11 protein-coding genes are annotated in these 20,385 nt (G+C 72.0%); 1 reads left to right on the top strand and 10 read right to left on the bottom strand.

The features are described 5' to 3' along the window. The 8 genes from ACLF6P_RS24510 to ACLF6P_RS24475 form a co-directional block, all read right to left on the bottom strand. Positions 1-1,011 (bottom strand): condensation domain-containing protein (locus ACLF6P_RS24510; RefSeq protein ID WP_415952960.1); only part of this gene is annotated, 1,011 nt, incomplete at its 3' end. A 136-nt stretch (positions 1,012-1,147) separates the two neighbouring features. Then, positions 1,148-2,152: a TauD/TfdA family dioxygenase gene (locus ACLF6P_RS24505; RefSeq protein WP_415952959.1), complete on the bottom strand. Its 1,005-nt coding sequence runs from the start codon at positions 2,150-2,152 to the stop codon at positions 1,148-1,150. A 52-nt stretch (positions 2,153-2,204) separates the two neighbouring features. Beyond that, positions 2,205-2,963 carry an SDR family NAD(P)-dependent oxidoreductase gene (locus tag ACLF6P_RS24500; RefSeq protein WP_415952958.1) on the bottom strand — a complete coding sequence of 253 codons (759 nt, stop codon included), beginning with the start codon at positions 2,961-2,963 and terminating at the stop codon, positions 2,205-2,207. A gap of 154 nt (positions 2,964-3,117) precedes the next feature. After that, positions 3,118-9,483 (bottom strand): amino acid adenylation domain-containing protein, encoded by a 6,366-nt coding sequence (locus ACLF6P_RS24495; protein ID WP_415952957.1) that lies wholly within the window; start codon positions 9,481-9,483, stop codon positions 3,118-3,120. A 304-nt stretch (positions 9,484-9,787) separates the two neighbouring features. Further along, entirely contained in the window at positions 9,788-10,540 is a 753-nt protein-coding gene (locus ACLF6P_RS24490; protein ID WP_415952956.1) for a thioesterase II family protein, read from the bottom strand. A 4-nt stretch (positions 10,541-10,544) separates the two neighbouring features. Next, complete coding sequence (locus tag ACLF6P_RS24485) at positions 10,545-11,747, bottom strand: DUF7059 domain-containing protein (RefSeq protein WP_415952955.1); 1,203 nt, start codon at positions 11,745-11,747, stop codon at positions 10,545-10,547. A gap of 22 nt (positions 11,748-11,769) precedes the next feature. Continuing rightward, positions 11,770-15,036 (bottom strand): non-ribosomal peptide synthetase, encoded by a 3,267-nt coding sequence (locus tag ACLF6P_RS24480; RefSeq protein WP_415952954.1) that lies wholly within the window; start codon positions 15,034-15,036, stop codon positions 11,770-11,772. After that, positions 15,023-16,384, bottom strand: a complete 1,362-nt coding sequence (locus ACLF6P_RS24475; RefSeq protein WP_415952952.1) for a cytochrome P450 — start codon at positions 16,382-16,384, stop codon at positions 15,023-15,025. The genes ACLF6P_RS24480 and ACLF6P_RS24475 overlap by 14 nt, the downstream gene beginning before the upstream one ends. A gap of 241 nt (positions 16,385-16,625) precedes the next feature. On the opposite strand from ACLF6P_RS24475, the gene ACLF6P_RS24470 reads away from it, so the two are divergent. After that, a complete protein-coding gene (locus ACLF6P_RS24470) occupies positions 16,626-17,933 on the top strand; it encodes an MFS transporter (protein ID WP_415952950.1) in 1,308 nt (435 codons plus the stop codon). A 103-nt stretch (positions 17,934-18,036) separates the two neighbouring features. Here the strand turns inward: ACLF6P_RS24470 and ACLF6P_RS24465 are convergent, their stop codons facing one another. Both ACLF6P_RS24465 and ACLF6P_RS24460 read right to left on the bottom strand, forming a co-directional pair. Next, complete coding sequence (locus tag ACLF6P_RS24465) at positions 18,037-19,299, bottom strand: helix-turn-helix domain-containing protein (RefSeq protein WP_415952949.1); 1,263 nt, start codon at positions 19,297-19,299, stop codon at positions 18,037-18,039. A 140-nt stretch (positions 19,300-19,439) separates the two neighbouring features. Then, entirely contained in the window at positions 19,440-20,201 is a 762-nt protein-coding gene (locus tag ACLF6P_RS24460) for a thioesterase II family protein (RefSeq protein ID WP_415952947.1), read from the bottom strand. Positions 20,202-20,385 lie beyond the last annotated feature (184 nt).

Below are 20,385 nucleotides of genomic sequence, written 5' to 3'. Positions count from 1 at the left end.
CAGTTCCTGTGCCCAGGCGGCCAGTCCGGCGTCCTCGTCCTGTTCGGTGAGCCAGGTGAGGTAGTCGCGGAAGGGTACGGCGGGCGGCAGGTGGTCGGTGTCGCCGCCGGTCGCGTACAGCTCGAACACCTCGGTCAGCGACTGGGCCATCGACCAGCCGTCCCACAGGATGTGGTGGCTGGTGAGGACCATGAGGGAGCGGTCGGTGGCCAGCTTGACGAGGGTGACCCGCATCAACGGCGGGGCCACCGGATCGAAACGCACCGACCGGTCCGCGTCGAGCAGGTCCGTGATCCGGTGCCGCAACTCCTGCTCGGGGACGCCGCTGAGGTCGATCTCGCGCCACGGCAGGGTGACCTCGGCCGGGATCACCTGCACCGGCTCCCCGGAACGCCGCAGCAGAAACCCGGCCCGGAGGCTCTCGTGCCGGCCCAGGAGGAGGTCGAAGGCCGCCCGCAGACGCTCGGTGTCCACCGCCTCCGTCAGCATGACGGGCGCCTGCACCAGGTACGGGTCCGCCTTGTCCTGGTCGTAGAGGGCGTGGAAGAGCAGGCCCTCCTGGAGCGCGGTCAGCGGCCAGATCCCGTCCAGCGGTCCGGCCCCGGCGAAGGCCGCGTCGACCTCCGCCCGTGCTTCGGCGTCCAGCTCCACCAGCGCCCCGCCGCCGGAGACCGGCCGGGATTCCGCTTGCGCGCCCGCTTCCGTGCCCGCTTCCGCGCCCGGCTCCGCCCCGGCGACCGCCTCGGCCATCGCAGCCACCGTCTCGCCCTCGAAGACGTGCTGGTACTCCAGCCGCAGACCGGCCTTGCGCGCCCTGCTGACCAGCTCGATCGAGGTGATCGAATCGCCGCCCAGCTCGAAGAAACTGTCGTCGACGCCTATCTGGGTCTCCCCGAGTACGTCGCCGACGATCCCGAGCAGCAGGTCCTGGATGTCGCTGTGTGCGGCACGGCCGTCCGCCGTGCCCGTGGGCCGGGGCGCCTGCGTGGAGTGCACGGCGGGCTCGTTCATTTTCGGCTTCCCTTTCGTGGTCGATGTGCCATCGATGTGAAGCGGTCGATGGAGGAGACGCGGGGTGCGTGTGCCCTGGAGTGGGGGCGCGTCTGCCCGGGTGGAACCGGACTTCGGGTCAGAACCGGACTTCGGGTCAGAACAGGACCCTGCTGAGCGGTTTGAGTCCCTGGGAGGTGAGCTGCTCACTGACGACGATCTTCCGCAGCCAGCGGTCGGTCCCGTCGTAGCGGGCGCGGAAGGAGCCGCGGGCGTGGACGACACTGCGGTTGTCGAGTACCAGCAAGGTGCCCTGGGCGGCGATGAGCGGATACTGGACCCGCTCGATCTCGGCGTGCAGCGTCAGCAGCGCGCGTTCGGCCTCGGGGTCGTCGCCGGCGCAGCGCATGAAGGGCGCGTCCAGGCGGATGCGGGGACTGTTCTCGTCGCCGTGGAGCACCGGTACGGCGCGGGGACGGTCACGCATCTCGACGGCCCGGAGCAGCGCCGGATCGCCGGGGGCCCGAAGCTGGAGCTGCCGTATGTGTTCGTCGTCGGGAAGGATGTGGAACCGCTCCTCGGAGAGGATCCGGCGCACCTCGTCCGGGAGCCGCACATCGCGTACGGCCGCGACATAGGTGGGGACGACGTCACGGTTGCGGATCCCGAACAGCATCAGGTAGTCGCAGGTGTCGGGGCGGAACGCGTCGTCGGTGTGGAACTGCAGGAAGGCGTCGCTGCCGTGCCCGCTCTCGCGCTGTTCGTCGCCACGGATCGGGAAGATGTCCTGCACCATGCGTCCGTACTGCAGCGTCGCCCAGGCGAACGGTTCACCGAGGGCCAGGGCGCACATGGCCTGGAAGGTGTCGCTGTCCACGGTCGACCCGCAGCCCTCGGGGCGCTCCCAGCTGCCCGGTGTCGGACCGACCGTCGCCTCGTCGACCGGGAAGCCGTGGATCTGGCAGACCGTCGACGCGGGGTCGTTCCGGTACTCGGCGAGGAAGGCGCGCAGCCCGCTCGGGAGCAGGTCGTGACAGTCCTGGAACTTGTCGTAGAACTCGGGGTCGACGGGCGACACGCCGACACTGCGGAGTGCGTCCACCGCGCCCTGCAACGAGGCGGTCTCGGCCGCCTTCAGCGTGTAGGTCCTCAGGGATTTCAACGGAACTCCGATCTCGTGGATGGGGGCTCGTGGATGGGGATCCGGATTCCTCTCACCGGCCCGCGGCGACGGGCGGCTGTCGCTCCGTGTCGAACTCCGTCGTCGTCGACCCGGCGATTTCACCGCCGTCGATGACAAGCTCCTGGCCGGTCATGAAATGCGCGGCAGGTGAAGCCAGGAAATGAAAGGCCTCGGCGATTTCGGCCGGGTCGGCGTGCCGGCCGGCCGGAATGCGGGCATTGACCTCGTCCAGCATCTGCGGGGTGTATTCCGCGAGCTGCATCGGCGTCAGTACGGCGCCCGGCGAGACGCAGGCCGCCCGGATGCGCGGTCCCAGTTCGAGGGCGAAGGTGCGGCACAGCGCCGCCACTCCGGCCTTGCTCGCGTTGTAGTCGGCGTAGTGCGGGAAGCCGCGGTGACCGTTGACCGAGCCGGTGGCCAGCAGGACGCCACCGCCGTCGTCCACCATGTGGCGGGCGGCTGCCCGCCAGAGCGCGAGCACGCCCAGCAGGTTGACCTCCAGGACGCGGCGGGCCTCACTTTCGGTGATGTCGAGGACGTCGTGCCGGATGCTGACGCCGGCGTTGGCGATCACCACGTCCAGCCGTCCGTACGTGTCGTGCAGATACGCGACGGTCTGCGCCACCGCGGTCCAGTCGGCCACATCGGTCTCGTGCCAGGTGATGTTCGGATGCGGTGTCGCGGGCGGACGGACGTCCAGGTTCACGACGCGGTCGCCCGACTCGGCGAAGCGCTTTGCGGTCGCCTCACCGATACCGCTCGACGCTCCGGATATCACGACGGTTCGCATGTTCTGCTCCTTCCCCGAAGAGATCTGGTTCTCCGGTGGATGTGGTTGCCTGTTCGGCAGTGCGCATCGAAGAGGGGCCGGGAGATTTTCCGTGGTGATGTGATGGTGGCATTCGATGGGAATCACGGGCCAGGAATTCGCCCGGCAATTTGAGTCAGCAGTCGACCGGTCCGTAGATTTCCGGGTGCCGATTTTCCGTTTCCGGCGGCGGCACCGGCGTCTGGCCCTTGATCCGGGCGGAAAGGCCGGCCGGTGTGCGGCCGAGGAAGACCTCGCGCACGTCGACGCCGATACCGGTGGCCGCCCGTATGCGGCCGGCAAGACGCAGCGCGCGCAGGGAGTCGCCTCCCCGGGCGAAGAAGTCCTCGTCCCGCCCGAGATCCGGCACACCGAGAACGTCGGCGGCCAGTCCCCGGACCCACTCGGCGCGCGCGGCAGCACGCGGACCGTCCGCGTCCACGGCCACGTCCGCGGCGCGGTCCGGCACGGGTGGTACGGGCGGTGCGGGTGGTACGGGCGGCGCGGGTGGTACGGGTGGTACGGGTGGAGAGGCCAGCAGCTCACGCAGGGGAGTGTCGGGGGCGGTGGCGAACGACTCCAGAACGGCCCGCAGCCGGTCCAGCGCCTCCTGGGCCGTCGCCGCCGGAACCGCCTCGGCACGGTGGCTTATTTCCAGGAACAGGCGGTCACCCGGTACCACCATGAGCTTCAACGGGTAGTGGTAGGCGTCGCGGCCGTCGAAACCGGTGATCCGCAGTCCGGTCCCGGGCAGCGGAGGATGCGTCACGGTGCGCGGGAAGTTCTCGAACACCATGGACGTGTCGTACAGCGGACCGAGGCCCGCGATCCGTTGCACCGCGGCCGGGCCGAGGTGGACATGGGGGGCGAGCGCCAGCTGCCCCGACTGGATCCGGTCGAACAGGCCGCCCAGCGAGTCGGCGGCGTCGAGGCGGATGCGCAGCGGAACGGTGCTGATCAGCAGGCCGACCATCTCCTCGACACCGGCCAGCTCCGGAGGCCGTACCGACGCCGTCACGCCGAAGACGACGTCACGGCGGCCGGTGAGGCGGTTCAGGGCCAGCGCCCAGGCGCCCTGCAGCACGGTGTTGAGGGTGAGACCGCGGGCCCGGGCCCGTTCGGTCACCGCCGAGGTCAGCTCCTGGGGGAGCTCCGTCACCAGACGTTCCGGCAGCGCCGAGAGCACTTCGGGACCACACTCCGGCGCCACCAGGGTGGGTTCCGTCAGACCGTCGAGCGCCGCTCGCCAGGCGCTTTCAGCGACGGCGGAATCCTGGGCGGCGAGCCACTCGTAGTAGTGGCGCACCCGGGCCGGCTCGATGGCCGCCGCGGTGTCCTGCTTCGCCCACAGAGCGAAGAGATCCCTGGTCACCAGCGACATCGACCAGCCGTCGCAGAGCAGATGATGGCTGGTGAAGACCAGGGCATGCGAACGCGGGCCCGTGCGCAGCAGGGTGAAGCGGAGCAGCGGGGCCTGCTCCAGGTCGAACTCACGCAGCCGGTCGTCCGCGAGGAAGCGGGCAAGTTCCCGCTGCGTCCGCACCTCGTCGTGGTGCGGCCGCCACAGATCGATCTCCTGCCACGGCACCTCCACCCGGCTCGCGACGGTCTGGACCGGTGTGCCACCGGAGAGCTGGACGAACGCGGCCCGCAGCGCGGGATGCGTGTCGACCACAGCCCGGCAGGCGGTACGGAGCGACTCCGGCCGCATGTCACCTTCGAACTCCACCACCAGTTGCACGTGGTAGACATCGGGCGCCCGGCGGTCGTAGTGGTGGTGGAACATCAGCCCTTCCTGCACGGGCGTCAGCGGCAGGACATCCTCCAGACCGGCGGGTCCCTGAGCGGACGCCAGCCGGTCGAGCTCCGCCTGGTCCACCACGGCCGGCCGCACGTCCGAGGGGGTCAGACCGCCCGCGTCGCCGCTCGTCGCAACGTCGGCCAGCGCCTTGAGCGCCGACAGCCACGCGTCACCCAGGCCGCGCATCTCCTCCTCGGTGAACAGCGCGTCGGGCCAGGCGAAGGAGGCGGACAGCCGCGGACCGGAGGACAGCTCCTCGGTCACGGCCGTGATCTCCAGGGCATGCGGCATGGCGAGTGCGGGGTCGGCCCCCAGCGGCAGCACGTCCGACTCGGCGGCAGGCTCCCAGTCGCCGCCGTCCGGGCCCGAGAACCTGCCGAGGTAGTTGAAGCCGACCTGGGGAGCGGGCAGGGCGGCGAGGGCGGCGCCGACCGCGGGGGCGAGATGGCGGAGCAGGCCGTAGCCAACTCCCTGGCCGGGAACGGCTCGCAGCTGTTCCTTCACCGTCTTGAGCGCGGCGTCCAATCCGGCCGGGGACGACACGTCCGCGCCGTCCCGGCACGGATCCACACGCACCGGGTACAGACTGGTGAACCACCCCACCGTGCGGGAGAGGTCCAGGTTCATGCCGCTCGCGTCACGGCCGTGGCCTTCGACGTCGACCACGAGGCCGGTACCGGAGCCGAGTCCGCGCTCGCGGCGCCAGTCGCCGATCGCCAGCGCGAGCGCGGTGAGCAGAACGTCCTCCACACCGGCCCGGTACGCGGCGGGGACGGTGCCGAGCAGCGACTCGGTCTCCTCGGCCCCCAGGCGCAGCGTGAGTGTACGGGCGGTGCCGAACACGTCCCGCTCGGGCGCGAGCGGGACGTGGGACAGGGACGTCTGCGTACCGCCCTCGCTCAGCACCTCCTGCCAGTAGGGGAGTTGGGCGGCCGTGGCCTGATCACACGCGGTTTCGGTGAGCTGCCGCGCCCAGGTGCGGAACGAGACGGGAACCGGGGCGAGTACCGGACTCTCGCCCCGGCCGGCCGCTTCCCAGGCGGAGCGCAGATCGGGCAGCAGCACGCGCCAGGACACTCCGTCGACCACCAGGTGATGTGCCACGACGAGGAGCCGCCCCGGCTCTTCGGCACCCGCGTCGAACCAGACGAACCGCACCATGGCGCCCTCGTCGGGGCACAGCTCCCCGACCGCCCGCTCGGCCTCGCCGGCGACCAGGGCCCGCAGCGCGGCCGGATCGAGCCCCTCCGCACACACCCGGCGGACGAACTCCGGCGCGGACACCGCGCCGCTTTCCCCGACGTGCAGGGTCCAGCCATCTTCACCGCCCCGGACGGTGCGCCGCATCCGCAGCGCGTCATGGCACCCGAGCAGGGCCTGCACGGCGGCGAAGGCCTGGTCGGGAGTGCTCGCAGGGGGGACACGCAGCAGGGTCGCCTGGTGGAAGGCCCGGTCGGTGCCGTCGAGTCCGCGCAGCCAGTGCATGATCGGGGTGACGGGGACCTCTCCGGTGCCGTCGTCGTGCCGTACCGCGGCCGTGTCCTCGGTGGGCCGGGCGACGCGCGCGAGCGCCGCGACCGTACGGTGGGTGAACACGTCCTTGGGGGTGAGGACCAGCCCCGCCTCACGGGCCCGCGCGACCAGCTGGATGGAGACGATGGAGTCGCCGCCGAGTTCGAAGAAGCCTTCCTGGGCGCCCACCTCGGACACCCCGAGCACTTCGGCGAAGCACCCGGCGAGGCGCTCCTCGACCTCACCGCGGGGGCGCCGCCCCCCATCCGTCCGCACCCGGGTCGGGGCGGGCAGGGCCTTGCGGTCCAGCTTGCCGTTGGGGGTGAGCGGGAGCTCGGGCAGGTGCAGCAGAGCGACGGGCACCATGTACTCGGGCAGCGAACGGGCAGCATGCCGCAGCAGATCGGTTGCCTCGGCCGGCGGGCCGTCCGCCACGGCGTAGGCCACGAGGCGCTGCACGCCGGGCTGGTCCTCACGCACCACCACCGCGGCCTGCGCCACCGACGGATGCGTGACCAACGCCGCCTCGATCTCACCGAGTTCCACTCGCTGGCCCCGGATCTTGACCTGGTCGTCGGCGCGGCCCAGGTATTCCAGATCTCCGTCCGGGCCGTGGCGCACCACGTCCCCGGTCCGGTACAGGCGTCGTCCGCCGGGCGAGAACGGGTTGGCGACGAAGCGTTCGGCGGTGAGTTCCGGGCGCCCCAGATAGCCGTCGGCGAGCTGTCGGCCGGACAGGTACAGCTCTCCGGGGACCCCCGGGGCGACCGGCCGCAGCGCGGAATCGAGGACATACGTCCCGGTGTTCCACACCGGTTTGCCCAGCGGGACCGGGCCCGTGCCGCCGGGGGCGCAGTCCCAGGAGGTGACGTCGACAGCAGCCTCGGTGGGACCGTAGAGGTTGTGCAGGGATGCGCCGAGCCGCTCGAAGAACAACCGCTCGGTCTCCTGCGGCAGGGCCTCGCCGCTGGAGAAGACGCGCCGCAGACTCGTACAGGACGACGCGTCCGGCTCCTGGAGGAAGACCTGGAGCATCGACGGCACGAAGTGGGCGACGCTGATCCGCTCGCGCCGGATCAGCTCGGCCAGGTACGTGGCGTCCTTGTGTCCGCCGGGGGCGGCGACGACCAGGGTGGCGCCGGTGTGCAACGGCCAGAAGAACTCCCAGACCGAGACGTCGAAACCCGAGGGGGTCTTCTGGAGCACCCGGCTCGTGGCGTCCAGGGGGTAGCTGTCCTGCATCCACAGCAGACGGTTGGTGATCGCCGCGTGGGTGACCACGACACCCTTGGGCCGCCCGGTGGATCCGGAGGTGAAGATGACGTACGCCGGGTCCTCGGGCGACGGCCCGCGCACCGCAGTGCCGCCGGGCGCGGAGGGCAGCGGCTCGTCGAGGTGCAGCAGCGGCGACGGGTCCGGCGGCAGCCGGCGGGCGACCTGACGCGTGGTGAGCACCAGGTCTGGTGCCGCGTCCTCGAGGATCCAGCCGATGCGTTCGGCCGGATACTCGGGGTCGACCGGGACGTAGGCGGCCCCGGCGGCGACCACCGCGTGCAGAGCCACCACCAGTTCCACACAGCGCGGAACGGCGACCGCGACGATGTCCCCGGCTCCCACACCGCGGGCCCGCAGCACGTTCGCCAGTTCCTGTACCCGCCGGGCGAACTCCGCGTAGCTCACGGCCTGTGCGCCGAAGACCACGGCGGTGGCGTCGGGGGTGCGGGCGGCCTGGGCGGCGAACATGTCCGCGAGTGTGGTGGCCGGGACCGGATGCCCGGTGTCGTTCCATTCCCGGACCACCTGCGTCCACTCCCGCGCGGTCAGCAGCGGGATGCGGCCGACGGGAGTGTCGGGAGCGTCGAGGCAGGCCGCGAAGAGCATGCTCAGCCGGGCCAGGATCCGTTCGGCCGCGGCCTCGTCGAAGAGGTCGCCGCGGTAGCTGAGGGCCAGCCTCAGGGTGCGTCCGGGCTGTACGGCGAGGTTGAGCGGATAGTGGGTCCAGCCCTCGGGCTCCTCCCCGGCCTGCTCGTCCTCCTCGGCGAGGGAGACCCGCAGCTCGCCGTAGGCGGTGGTCGTGTCCCAGTCCCGGGGGGCGCTGGCGAAGGCGACGGCGGTGTCGAAGAGGTCACCGAGGCCCGCACACCGCTGGATCTCGGTCAGGCCCAGATGGTGGTACGGCTCCAGCTCCGCCTGCTCCCGCTGGACGCGGTCGAGCAGGGCCGACAACGGCTCCTCGGGATCGATCCGCACTCGGACCGGTGTCGCGTTGATGAAGAGCCCGACGATGCTCTCCACGTCCGCCAGTTCCGCGGGCCGGCCGGACACGGTCTGCCCGAAGACCACGTCCCGGCGGCCGGTGAGACCGCTCAGAGCCAGCCCCCACACCGTCTGGACGACGGTGTTGAGGGTGCGGCCGCTGCGGCGGGCGGACTCGACGAGCCGGCCGGTCAGGTCCTCGGGCAGCTCGGTGGTCACCAGACGGGGCGGTGCGGCCTTGTCCGGTGCGGTGGCACCGGCGGCCATCAGTGACGGCTCCTCGAGGCCGGCCAGGGCGGCGGTCCAGGCATCCCGGGCCGCCTGCCGGTCCTGTCGGCCCAGCCATGCGAGGTGACGCTCGAACGGCACCACCTGAACCGGGGGGTGCGAACCGCCCCGGTCGGCGTACGACGTGAACAGTTCGTCGAAGACGATCTGGAAGGACCAGGCGTCCAGGAGGATGTGATGGTACGTCAGGACCATCACGTGCTCCTGCTCCCCGAGCCGCGCCAGCGTCACCCGCATCAGGGGCGGGCGCGCCATGTCGAAGCCCTTGGCGCGCTCCTCGGAGCGGTGGCGCCGCAGTCGCTCCCGCTGGGCGGCGTGCCCGAGGCCGCGCAGGTCGAGTTCGGTCCACGGGAGCGTCACGTCCCGGCGTATCAGCTGTACCGGGGCACCGGACCTGCGCAGCCGGAACCCGGCCCGCAGCGCGGTGTGCCGGCCGATCACCGCCTCGGTCGCCTCCCGCAGCGCGGCAGGGGACAACGGCCCGTGCAGGGCGAAGGCGGCCTGGATGGTGTAGACGTCGAAGCCCTCGTCGTCGTAGAGGGCGTGGAAGAGCATGCCCTCCTGCAGCGGTGTCAGTGGCAGGGCCGCTTCGAGGGAGGGCGGCCTGCCGGCCGTACCCGCGGGCACCTCTTGGCTGATCGACATCCCGTCTCCTTGCTGCGGCTCGGGTCTCGGCTCGGTCTCTGGCTGGATGGTGCCGAGCGAGGGGCACGCACTCCAGGCAGCCACCGCGGCAGCTCACAGGCGGCAGGAAGGGCTCGCACTTGCCGGTTTGCCGGGACGCGCCGGGCGGGACGCGGGTGACGGGGCACGGGGCACGGGGCACGGAGCGCGGGGCACCGGTCACGGCGCACGGGGAGCCGGCAGGGACGCGCCGGGCGGGACGCGGAAAGCGGCGCGGTGCGGAGTCCGGGGAACTCCGCACCGCGCCGCTCGGGTCGTTCGGGAGTCAGTGGACCAACTGGCCGGACTCCGCGTCGAGGTGTGCGGCGAGGGCGGCGGCGACATCCGGCCGGGCCGCGTCGTCGAGGAGGTAGAAGTGGTCCCCGGGGAAGATCCGTACCTCACACGGCCCGGTGGTGCGGTCCGCCCAGCCGGCCAGGGAGGGAACGTCCACGTACGGGTCCTCGTCGCCGCCCAGGATCAGCAGGCGCTCCTGGAGCGTCCCGTCGGCGAGCAGGGCCGTCTGCCGGTCGAGCGCGGTGTCGCTGTGGAAGAGGCGGATCAGACGGTCTCGCCAGAAGCCGTCCTGGGCCAGTTCCGGCCGGGTGTTGCCGACGCTTGTCAGAAAGCGGAAGATCTCTTCGTCGGACAGTGCCCGGAGGCTGTCGTGCGCGACCGGGCCCGGCGGCCTGCCGCTGAGGACGAGGCCCTCGCACGCCCCCGGGTCGGCCAGCGCGAGCGCGACGGCCAGACCGGCGCCCATGCTGTGCCCGAACAGATGGGTCGGCAACTCGGGCCGGGCGGCCAGCGCTTCGGCGACCCCGCGTACGACGTCGGCGGGTGTGGTGTCCGGCTGCTCCCCGAACCGGCGCTCACGTCCGGGCAACGCGACGCCGAGCACTTCCGTGGTGTCGGGCAGCCGGGTGAGCAGCGGTCGCAGCGCGCTGGGACCGGCCGTGGCGTACGGGAAGACGACCAGCCTGGAGCGGTACGGCCCGGACGGTTTGCGCAGCGGGTAGATCCACTGGGGCGATGGCATGCCTTCAGTTCCTTTCGGCGGGAAGGCCAAGGGTGACGAGGACCGGTACCACGGCATGGGTGCCACGGGCCGTGAGCGCCGCGAGCAGTCGGCGGGCGTGTGCCGGTCCCTCGGCGAACAGGTTCTGCCCGCCGAGGCGCCCCTCCCGCAACTGCCGGGGGGTGACGCTCAGATACGGAGTGGAAAGCTCGCGGACCGTCACATCGGCGGGGCCGGAGTCACCCAGCCAGCCGCGGACCACGTCCTCGGCGGACCTGGATTCGGGCACCTCGATGACGGTCAGGACATGAGCGGTGCCGCCGGGCCGCAGCAGATGGCCCGCCGTGTCCGCGGTCAAGGTCAGTGCGTGCCGTGCGGTGCTCTGCCCGAACTCCCCGGCGTCGCCGTCGATCCGGGGCACGGTGGGACTGTTGAACACGAGATGGTCGTAGCGCCCTTCGGCCAGCAGGGAACCCGGGCCGGAGGCGTCCGCTGCGAGGCCGGCGGTCTCGAAACGGGCGGCGCTGCCGTTCAACGCGGCGTTGGCCCGGGAGAACGCCACCGCGCGCGGGTTGAGGTCGAAGCCGGCGGCCGGGCCGTCGGTGCGCCGGCTGAGCGCGAGGAAACCACTGCCGCAGCCGGCGTCCAGGAGCGAACCGGTCAGGTGGTCCACGCCCTGCAGGGCCAGCAGGCTGGAGGCATGCGGCGGCATCACCAGCTCGGCCACCGACCGGGCCACCACCTGCTGCGGGGCCGGATTGGTGAAGAGCTGGTCGGAGAGGAAGTACCGGGAGCGGTACGGGGTGAGCGAGAGGGTGGCCCGCAGATCGTCGTCGGCCCGCTCGACGAGCGCGAGTTCCCGCAGCAGGCCGGTCAGTTCGGCGGGCAGCGCCCGGCGGACCCAGTCCGCCGGGACGGGACGGTTGAGCAGGAACAGGGAGGTCAGTACGGCCGTGGGGGCGATGTCGGGGGCCGGCCGGTCCCGGTCGCCGAAGAACGCGTACCGGGCCGGGTTGCTGAGCAGGTGCTCCGGGTCCCGGGCCCGCAGGAGCCGGGCGGCGCGGGGCGCGTCGAAGCCGCAGCGCCTCAGGAGCCCGGCGAGGGCGGCCAGCCCGGCACGGTGGTGCTCGGCGGTGACCGGGGGGAGGGCCGACGGGGAGCCCGGCACCGCTGCCGCGGCGGTGGTATCGGCGCGCGGCCGGGACGGCGGGGCCTGATAGGTGGTCATCACGCGGATTCCTTCCTCCTCGTCAGGCGGGTACGGTCTCGGCGGAACGGAGATGGGCGGCCAGCTCGTTGATGGTGGCGCAGGTGTAGAGGTCCTCGACGGTCAGGTTCCTCTCCGGCAGGGCCGCGTTGAGGATGGCGTACACGCGGATCATGCTGAGCGAGTCCCCGCCGACGTCGAGGAACCAGTCGTCCCTGCCGAAGTCCTGGTGACCGAGGACCTTGCGCCAGGCCCGGGCGATGACCTCCTCGTGGTCCGAGGACACCGGAGCCTGGGCGGCGTCCTCGGGTTCCGGCTCCTCGTGGACGCGGCCGTGCGGCGCGGACGCCGTCGGGGCGGGTTCCTCCTCCTGTGCCCGTCCGGCCGGGGCCGCCGCCGAGGTGAGGGCGGCGGTGTCGAGTTTTCCGTTCTTGCGCAGCGGGAGTGCGTCCACCACCGCCCACAGATGCGGCAGCGCGTAGGAGGGCAGGACCCGGGCCAACGCGGAGCGCAGATCACCGGTCCGCAGCGCGGCACCGTCCCCGACCACGCCGGCCAGCAGCTGCTTGTCACCGTTGCCCGCCGGCACCACGATCACGGTCGCGTCGCGAACTCCGGGCTGCCGGCGCAGCGCCTCGACGATGCTCTCCGTCTCGACCCGGAAGCCGCGGATCTTGACCTGCCGGTCCCGGCGGCCGAGGAACCAGAGGTTCCCCGTCGAATCCCACCGCACCAGGTCGCCCGTGCGGTAGAAGCGCCTGCCGTCACCGTCCCTCCCGAAGGCCGCGGCGGTCTCCTCGGGCCTGGCCACGTACCCGGAGGCGACGGCGGGGCCGTAGACGATCAGTTCGCCGGGCGAGCCCGGCGGGACCGGGTGCCCGCCGGTGCCGACCACCCGTACGTCGGTGTTCCGGATGGGCCTGCCGATCGGCAGCCCCGACTCCCCGATCTCCGAGGGGTCGTCGATGTGGAAGGTGGCGGTGATGGTGGTGCACTCGGTGGGGCCGTATCCGTTGCTGACGCGTACGCCGGGGCATGCCGTGAGCAGGGCCTCGACGTGCGGCGGCGAGATGGCGTCGCCTCCGGTGAGGACCTGGACCATGCCGCGGAAGGCGTCCGGACGGTAGTCGACCACCAGGCGGAACAGGCCCGAGGTGAGGAACATGCCGGTCACCCGGTGGCGTTCGAGGAAGGCGGCCATCTCGTCCGGTGCCACATGGCCCTCGGGATAGACCTCGACGGTGCCCCCGGCGAGCAGGGGCGTGAAGATCTCCAGGGTGGAGGCGTCGAAGGCCAGCGGTGCCAGCCGCACGAACCGTGCTCGCGCGCGGGGCAGCACCAGGCCTGCGTCCCGGGCGAGCCGTACGACACCGCGGCACGGGACCATGGCCCCCTTCGGCGTCCCGGTGGTACCCGAGGTGAAGCCCAGGCAGGCGGTACGGTCCGGGTGCGCGGGAGCCGCGGGCACGGAGGCGGTCGCCGGGGGAGCCAGCGGATCCACCACCGCCATCGTGGTCCGTTCGCCGGCACCCTCGTCGAGGGCGTCGAGGGCGTCGAGCCGGTCCGCGGTACCGAGCACCACCCGCACGCCGGCCTGGGCGAGGGTCGAGGCGATCGTCGCGGCCGGACTCTCCGCATCCACGCCCACGTAACAGGCGCCGATCCGGAGCGTGGCGAGAACCGCCACGATCTCCTCGGCGGACCGGGGGAGGGCGAGCGCCACGCAGTCGCCCACGCCCACCCCCGCCTCCGCCAGGAGCGCCGACTGAGCGTCCACGGCCGCCATCAGCTGCCGGTAGGTGACGGCCCGTCGGCCGTCCCGGTCGCGCACCGCCACCGTTTCCGGGTGCTGCCGGGCACTCTGCTCGACCAGCTGCCACAGTCCCGTACGCTCGTCGTCCCGTGCCCCATGCCCCCAGCGCTCCAGCAGACGGCGCTGCCGCTCGGTGACCGTGGTGAGTTCGGCGAGCGGACGGTCGGGTGCCGTCGCCATGTCGGTCAGCGCCTGCTCGAAGCCCACGGCGAGCCTGGCCGCCTCCCCGGAGGTCAGCACGTCGGTGGCGTACTCCAGTTCCAGCCGGGGGGCCTGCCCCCACCGCATGACGTGCAGCATCGCGTCGTACATCGTGCCGCCGGTGTGCCCGACCCGGATGTCGAAGCGGAGGCCGTCGGCGGTGAGCACCTCCGGCACCACCGAGTTCTGGGCGGCGAAGACGAACTGCACCAGGGGATTGCGGCCGAGGTCTCCGCCGGCGTCGAGCGCGGCGACGATGTCCTCGAAGGCGACACCGCTGTACCGCAGCGGCTCCCGGCTGGCGCGGGCCGTGCGGCGCAGATACTCCGCCACGTCGATGTCGTCCGGAAGGTCGCAGGCGATGGCGTCGAGCCCGGTGGCTCCGCCGACGACCTGCATCGCCGACTCGGAGGTACGGCCGAGCGTGGGCACCCCCATGACCATCCGGTCGGTCCCGGCCTGCCGGGCGACGGCCAGGGTCCAGGCCGCGAGCAGAACCACGTTCCGGCTCACCCGGGCGGCGGCGGCCAGCCGTCGGCAGCCCGCCTCGGCCGCCTCCCCGAGCGTGAACGGAAGCCGGGCCCCGGCGAAGGTACGAACCGCGGGACGCGGCAGTTCGCCGGGTATCTCCGTGACGGAGGGCCACCGGGCGAGAAGACCGGCGCGTGCCTCGACCGCTGCGGCGCGTTCCGCGGCGCCGAGAGCCTGCTCCTCCGCGAGGAAGACCTCCATGCCGGGCGCCTCGGCCGCGTCACCGGCCTCGTCCTCGGCGGTCGCGTAGCCGGAGGCGATCTGCTGCCAGAGAAGTCCCAGGCTGAAACCGTCGAGCACGGCATGGTGGCCGAGGACCGAGAGCACCCAGCGGTGCTCGCCGGCCTCGGTCACCACGAAGACCACCGGCGGTTCGGCGAACGGCCGCAGCAACCGGGGGGCCATCGGTGTCAGCAGCCGGTCGACAAGCTCCCGCACATCGCCCGCGGAGCCCGCCTCGGGCAGGTCCTGCGTGATGATCCTCGGCCGGGCGTCCGGCACGGTCCGGCAGCCGAGCGCGCCGGTCTCCGGGTCGCGGACGAACACCGTGCGCAGGGCCCGGTGCCTCCGCACCAGCGTCTCCAGCACGGCGGAGAGCCGGCCGACGTCGAGCGGTCCGGTGATCTCGGCGCTGTTGAGTACGTGGAACGGTGACGGCCTACCGGTGAGGAAGTCCTCCACGGCGAGCATGCCCTCCTGGGCGCGGCTCACTTCGGTGACCGCGCCCAGCGGTGCGGCAGGACGAGGGGTCTCAACGTGCGGCATGGTGGCTGTCCTTCGCTGCGGTGGCGGTGGCGGTGGCGGTGGCGGTGGTTGTGGCCGTGGCCGTGGCCGTGGCGGTGGTGGTAGTGGTGGCTGTGGCCGCGGCGGCGCGGGTCTCGTCCGGCGTGAACCGGACGGGCAGGGAGCTGTATCCGGTGAGGAAGTTCGAGTGGAAGCGCCGGGTCGTTCCGACGACCTCGAGGTCGCGGGCGAAGGTGCGCAGCGCCGCGAGCAGGGCCTTCACCTCGACCCTGGCCAGATGGGCGCCGAGGCAGAAGTGCGGCCCGTACCCGAACGTCAGGTGCTTGTTGGGGGTGCGCCCCAGATCGAAGACCTCGGGGTCGTCGAAGACGCGCTCGTCCCGGTTCGCGGAGGAGTGCCACAGGGTCACGATGTCCCCGGGCTCGATCACCTGGCCGGCCAGTTCCATCCGGTTGACCGCGGTCCGGCCGAAGTGCATGGTCGGCGTGGCGCAGCGCAGGGCCTCTTCACAGGCCGAGTCCAGCGAGACCGCGCCCTCCCGCAGCCGCCGCCACTGCTCCTTGTCATGGGCCAGCCGGTGGACGACGTCGTTCATCGTGAGCCGACTGGTCTCCTCACCGCCGAGGATGAGGCTGTAGCAGTTGAGCACCACCTCGTCCCGGTCCATCGGGCGCCCGTCCACCATCGTGTTGGTGAGCACGGTGATCACATCGTCGGTGTCCCGGCCACGGCGCTGTTCCATCAGGTCCGCGAAGTAGAGCAGGATGTCGCTCCGGGCCGACCAGGCGTCCTGCGCGGACTGGCCGGCGGTGTCCGCGCTGAGCGCGGCCCGGGTCCGCGACAGCAGGAACTCCCGGTCGCCGTGGGGTACTCCGAGCAGATCGGAAATGGTCAGGATGGGAACGAACTCGGAGATCTCGGCGGCGAAGTCGACCTCTTGCCTGCGGACCGCGTCCCGCACGAGCCGGAACGTGTTGGCCCTGATACGGCGCTGAACGCCTTCCATGGCACGCGGGGCGAACGCCTTCAGCAGCGCGTTGCGCATCTGGCGGTGCCTGCTCCCGTCGGTCACCGCGCACATCCGGCCGGCTGCGCTGTCCCCGCCGGCCAGCAGGGTGACCAGTACATTCCCCTGCTCGGAGGTGTAGTTGCGGGCGTCGCGGTACACGGACATGACGTCCTCGTACCGGCTCACCACCCAAAACCCCCGGCGGCCCTCGGCCTGAGGATGCCAGTGGACGGGGCGCTCCCGGCGCAGCCTCCGCCAGAAGGCGGTCAGGTCATGACGGACGAACGTCTCGGGGTCCGACAGGTCGACCGAGTCCACGGCCGTGTCGGGCCGAGGGGGCACAAGAGCCTCGACAACCACGGGGCAGCCTCCAGCACGCAGTGGGTCGGGGAGGGCCGTCGGCCGGCCGCTTCCCCGGGTCGCCGGGGCCGGCGACACCATGCCGATTGGACGCTGATCGCCGGGCCCCGGCCAGGCAGCAGCCCCGGCAGCTTCCGCACCGGAACCTGCCTCCGGCCTTGCCTGGGGCCGGGCGGAGACGGGTGCCAGCATCACTCGGACGCCATCTCGCCGAGGCGGGATTCACGACGAGGGAGAGCCGATGCAGCGGCACGAAGACAAGGGCTCCGCCACATCGCTGTGGCGCAACCGCGACTATGTGGGGTGGTGGATCGGCAACACGTGCTCGGCTCTGGGTACGAGCGTCTCGGCGATCTCCTACCCCCTGCTCGTTCTCCACCTCACCGGCTCGGTCGGCCAGGCCGGATTCATCGGCTCGGCGAACCTGTTCGGTGTGCTCGTCATGACCCTGTGGGGCGGGGTGATCGCGGACCGGTTCTCGCGCCGGGCGACGCTGATCGCCGGGCCCCTGGCGCAGGCGGTCCTGCTCGGCACGGTGGCCTTCCTGGCGCACGAGAACATCGCCCGGGTTCCGTTGCTCGCCGTGGCCGCGCTGCTGAGCGGCCTGTGCTCGGGAGTCGTTCTCGGCGCCACCACTCCCGCACTGCGCCGGCTCGTCCGCAAGGACCAGCTGGCGAGCGCGAACGGACAGGCGATGAGCCGTGACATGGCGGCACAGCTGGCCGGCCCGCCGTTGGGCGGCGTGCTCTTCGCGGCGGGCCGCAGCATCCCGTTCCTCTTCGATGCCGTGTCGTTCGTCCTCGCCGCCGTGGGTGCCCTCTTCATCCGCAGGCCACTCGGCCCGGACCGGGACGCGGACGCACCGCGGACCTCGATGGTGAAGGACGTGGGGCAGGGCATCGGCTTCGTACGGCGCCAGCCGTTCCTGCGCTTCGTGGTGATCATGGCCGCGGTGCTCAACATGATCGACCAGGCGTTCATGCTGCTGCTCGTCGCCGTGGTCGGCGAGCGCGGCGGCGGCGCCGCCACCATCGGCGCCGTCACCGGGCTGGCGGTGGGCGGGGCCCTGGCCGGCGCGTTGGCGGCGCCGATGCTCGTCAAGCACGTCCCGGCCCGGCAGTTGATATCGGTGGCGATCGTGGCGTTCACGGTGGGCCTGCTGCTCACCGCCCTGGCACCGGAGGTGTGGCAGATCGCCGTGATCGTCGCGCTGGCGGGATTCGCCTCCGTGCCGCTGAACGTCGTGCTGCAGACCTACGTGATGCAGATGGTTCCCGACCGGCTCCTCGGCCGGGTCGCCGCTGTGAACCGCTTCGGCGCGTACTCGCTGGAGTGGCTCGGCCCGATGCTCGCCGGCCTCCTGGTGGTCGTCTTCGGAGTACAGGGGGGCATCCTGACGCTGCTCGTCGTCATGGTCCCGCTCTGTGTGGCCGTGTCCCTCTCGCCCGCGCTGAACATTCTGCGTACGCCGGTGGAGGAGCTGACCGAACTGGATCTCGTCCCCGGAACCGCCGAAGACGCCGCCGCACCCGTCGCCGAGAAGGTGTGACCACATCGGCCGCGTGGACCGGACAGAGTGGGGGGCGATCCCGTTGAGCCGGGATCGCCCCCCCACACCGGTCTGCCGCGCGGGCGCCGTGTGCCGTACGGGTTCAGGCGGACAGGGCGACCCGCTCACCGGCCGCGACCCCGGATGCGGTGAGGACCGTACGCACATGGCGCAGCACCCGGTACCGGTACACGCCCCCGCGGTCCACCTGGACGAGGGAGGTGTCGACCAGCCTGGCGAGACCGTCCACCGCGTGCACGTCGCGGGCGTCCGCCGGCACGTCCCACAGGATCTCGGCCGACGCGTGCTCGCCGGATGAGGCAAGGCGGGACAGCAGACTGCGGTGGCCTTCCTCGAGAAGCCCGAGGCTCCACTGCACACTGGCCGCGAGGGACCGCTGATGAGGCAGCAGGGACCGGTCCGCCGAGCCGAGGGTGGCAAGCACCCGGCTGTCGGACACCAGCGTCTCCAGCGGCACCCCCCGAAGGCGGTGCGCCGCGAACTCCACCAGCCGGGGGAGCCGGTCGAGCTCCCCGCACAGCACGTCGAGCAGTTGCCGGGCGCCGGACAGGTCGAGCCGGGGACACACCGAACCGAGGCGGTCGAGGAGCAGGTCGACGGCCGCCTCGGGCGTCAACGACGGCACCTCCCAGACCGTGGCCCCGGTGAGTTCCGGAACCTGCCGGGAGGTGACCAGCAGATGGGTCCGCGGATTCTGCGTGACAAGACGCTCCACCAGACGGGCCGTCGTCGTGGGCAGGTGCTCCGCGTTGTCGAGCAGGACCAGCGCCTGGCGCCCGGCCGCCGGCCGCCGGTCTCCGAACGCCTCCTCGAGGGCGAGCGCCGCGAGTTCCAGGGACTCGTCCGGATCCAGCCGGTCCTCTCCCGGTATGCGGCCCAGCTCGACCACGGCCACACCGTCGGGAAAGGCCGGACCGCAGAGTTCGGCGGCGGCTTGCGCCAGCCTCGTCTTGCCGATCCCGGCCGCCCCGGTGACGGCGACGATCTGCTGTTCACCGACCAACGCCTCGAGCCGCCGGACATCGGGGCCGCGCCCGATCAGTGACGACCGGACCGGTCGCGGGCCACGCCACACGGGTCTGTTCTGACCGAGGAGTTCCGCCCAGGCCAGGCCCCCTGCGGAATCCGGCCCGGCCGGACGCCCGCCGGTCCCGTCCGAGCCCTCCCGGCGCCACTCGGGGTCGAGGACCGTGAGCAGCATCTCCACGGAACTGCGCCGGGGCTTGTGTACTTGCCCGCGTTCGAGGTTTCTGATCGTCCGGACGCTGATTCCGGACAGCTCGGACAGCTCCTCCTGCGTGTATCCACGGAGAAGACGCAGCCGGGTGAGCGAGTTCTGGACCATGTAGTACACACTCCGGTGAGAAGGCGATGCCGCTCACCGCGAACCGGGGAGCGGCGACTGACTGCACCGTCCCCGGTCCCGTTCCCGTCCGCGTCCCGTCTCCGTACCGCGGGCCCGGACCCCGGCCGAAGCGGACGCCGTCATCCGACCCGGGCGACCCGGGTCAGTGCAGGCTCCATCGCGGCGATCAGCTCGGCGGCCGCGGTGTACGGGAAGTCGTGGTTGCCCGGCAGCGTCGTCACGGTGAAGCCGGAGCCGCCGCAGCGCTGCCAGGCCGCCAGTTCTCCGGGCGGCGTCACCACGTCGTCCGCCCCGGCGAAGGCGTGGAGCGGCGCGGTCAGCGGGACGGGGTCCACCACGGCGTACGACTCCGCGAGCCGCAGGTCCGTACGCACGACCTGGAGGATCTCGCGGAGGAAGTCCGGGAACTCGAACAACTCGGCGGGAAGGCCGCCGCAGCCGGAGAGCCAGTCGGTGAGCACGCGTTCGTCGGCATCCGCGACGAACCGCCGGTGCGGCACATGCGGGGCGCGCGTCCCGGAGACGAAGACCGCGAGCGGCCGGCGGATGCCCTCCTGTTCGGCCCGCCGCGCCACCTCGTAGGCGAGCATTCCGCCGAAGCTGTGCCCGAACAGGGCGTAGGGAAGGTTGAACTCACCGCGCAGCCCCTCGTACAGCGCGTCGGCGACCGTGTCGAAGCCGTCGGGCATGGTCTCCTCCCGTCGGGTCCCGCGGCCCGGGAGTTCGACCGGTGCCAGCTCCACGCCCTCCGGCAGTCGTCCCCGCCAGCGTGAGAAGACTCCGGCGCCACCCCCCGACTGCGGGATGCAGATGAGCCTGGTGTGTACCTCGCCCCGCGCCTGCCGGCCGGTGATCCAGCGGTTGTTCCGGCTTGCTGTCACGTCGTCTCCCTCTTCCTTCCTCGGATGACGCGCCGGTGTACCGGCGGCGTCCTGCGCCGTACGGGCAGCCTGCCGGGAGCGGCCGGACCGGACCAGGCCCGCCAGGCGGCAAACGACCGGCAGAAGACCCGACATCCCTTCACGTCCGGGGCGGCCGGGAGCGAGTCTGGGTGCCGCGGGCGAG

The sequence above is a fragment of the Streptomyces lothianensis genome (genome assembly GCF_047779955.1).
In the GTDB taxonomy this organism is placed as follows: domain Bacteria; phylum Actinomycetota; class Actinomycetes; order Streptomycetales; family Streptomycetaceae; genus Streptomyces.
Note: the sequence above shows the minus strand (reverse complement) of the source record. Positions and strands in the feature narration are given on the sequence as shown.